Source organism: Mesorhizobium sp. M1006 (genome assembly GCF_040318825.1).
In the GTDB taxonomy this organism is placed as follows: domain Bacteria; phylum Pseudomonadota; class Alphaproteobacteria; order Rhizobiales; family Rhizobiaceae; genus Mesorhizobium.
This window is the reverse complement of sequence record NZ_JAMYMZ010000138.1, coordinates 1-1,179: the sequence shown is the minus strand read 5'-3', so window position 1 is coordinate 1,179 and position 1,179 is coordinate 1. Positions and strand designations below refer to the sequence as shown.

The 1,179-nt window shown below is 58.0% G+C and carries 2 protein-coding genes; both read right to left on the bottom strand.

Features of this window, described 5'->3' with window-relative positions:
- Positions 1–182 (bottom strand): Lrp/AsnC family transcriptional regulator (locus NKH60_RS34925; RefSeq protein ID WP_352875129.1); only part of this gene is annotated, 182 nt, incomplete at its 3' end.
- Positions 183–678: 496 nt separating this feature from the next.
- Positions 679–1,179: FumA C-terminus/TtdB family hydratase beta subunit (locus NKH60_RS34920; RefSeq protein ID WP_352875128.1), on the bottom strand; the 501-nt coding region annotated here is incomplete at its 5' end.

Sequence of the window (1,179 nt, the reverse complement as noted above, 5' to 3'; positions counted from 1 at the left end):
GCGTAGAACCCCTCGATGATCCCTGCGGCTTGGAGCACACGGAGCCGCTCCGAACAGGCCGAAGCCGAAAGGTGAACACGCTTTGCGAGCTCGCTTTTCGAAATCCGACCGTCTGACTGAATCTCTGAGAGAATCCGGACGTCCCAAGCGTCTAGGCGCACAGGATCAGATTTCGACTTCATGACCTTGCTCTCAAGCGGTGGTCGACAGCGCAATTAGTACCAACCAATTCTATCATTAATTGAAGCGGGCGAATGTAGTGGGCGTCATCGTCCTCGGCCTGCAACGCTTCACTGCGAGCTTGTCGAAGTCAGGGGACTGAGAGCGCTCCAAACAGAAACGCTTTTAGAACAGTTGGGGTATTGCCCCTGCCCCCAACCGGGCGATGACGCATTTGGAAAGGAGTGATCGCCTGTCGGCGGCGGCCTCTTCGTAAATGAATACCGCATCTTTTTGGTATCTCCGGTGCTTGACCCGATTGGTACCCCTAGACAGCACCTGAGCGTCCATCGACGGCAGGTCGATGCAGTCTTTATACTGAGTGTTTGGCATCGAGAGCGACTTGAAAGCCTTTCTTGTCTGGCTCCCGAGGAGCTGAACCACAAATGGCCGCTTGTGTTACCGATACGGCCCAAAATCCGAGGCGGAAGTCTGGCCGGATTCGCGCAGCCGGCGGACTCAAACGCCGATGCTGCGGGCGATGCTGTCGGCCGCCATGCGCTTACGCCACTCAAGCGGCCCGGAATTATGAATGGAGTTTCCCTCGACATCGACAGCCACGATGACCGGCATGTCCTGCACCTCAAATTCATAGATGGCTTCCATGCCCAAGTCCTCAAAGGCAACGAGCCGCGCCGCCTTGATCGATTTTGAAATCAGGTATGCAGCGCCACCGACTGCGATGAGATAGGGCGTTCTGTGTCTCGCAATCGACTCGATGGCCGCCGGGCCTCTCTCCGCTTTGCCGACCATCGCATATAGGCCGGTCTCGGCGAGCATCTTTTCAGTAAAACTGTCCATCCGGCTGGAGGTTGTTGGGCCAGCCGGCCCGACCACCTCATCCCTCACTGCGCGGACGGGTCCGACGTAGTAGATCACGCGTCCCCGCAGATCGACGGGAAGCGGCTCGCCGGTATCGATCAAATCGACCATCCGCTTGTGGGCGGCGTCACGGCCCGT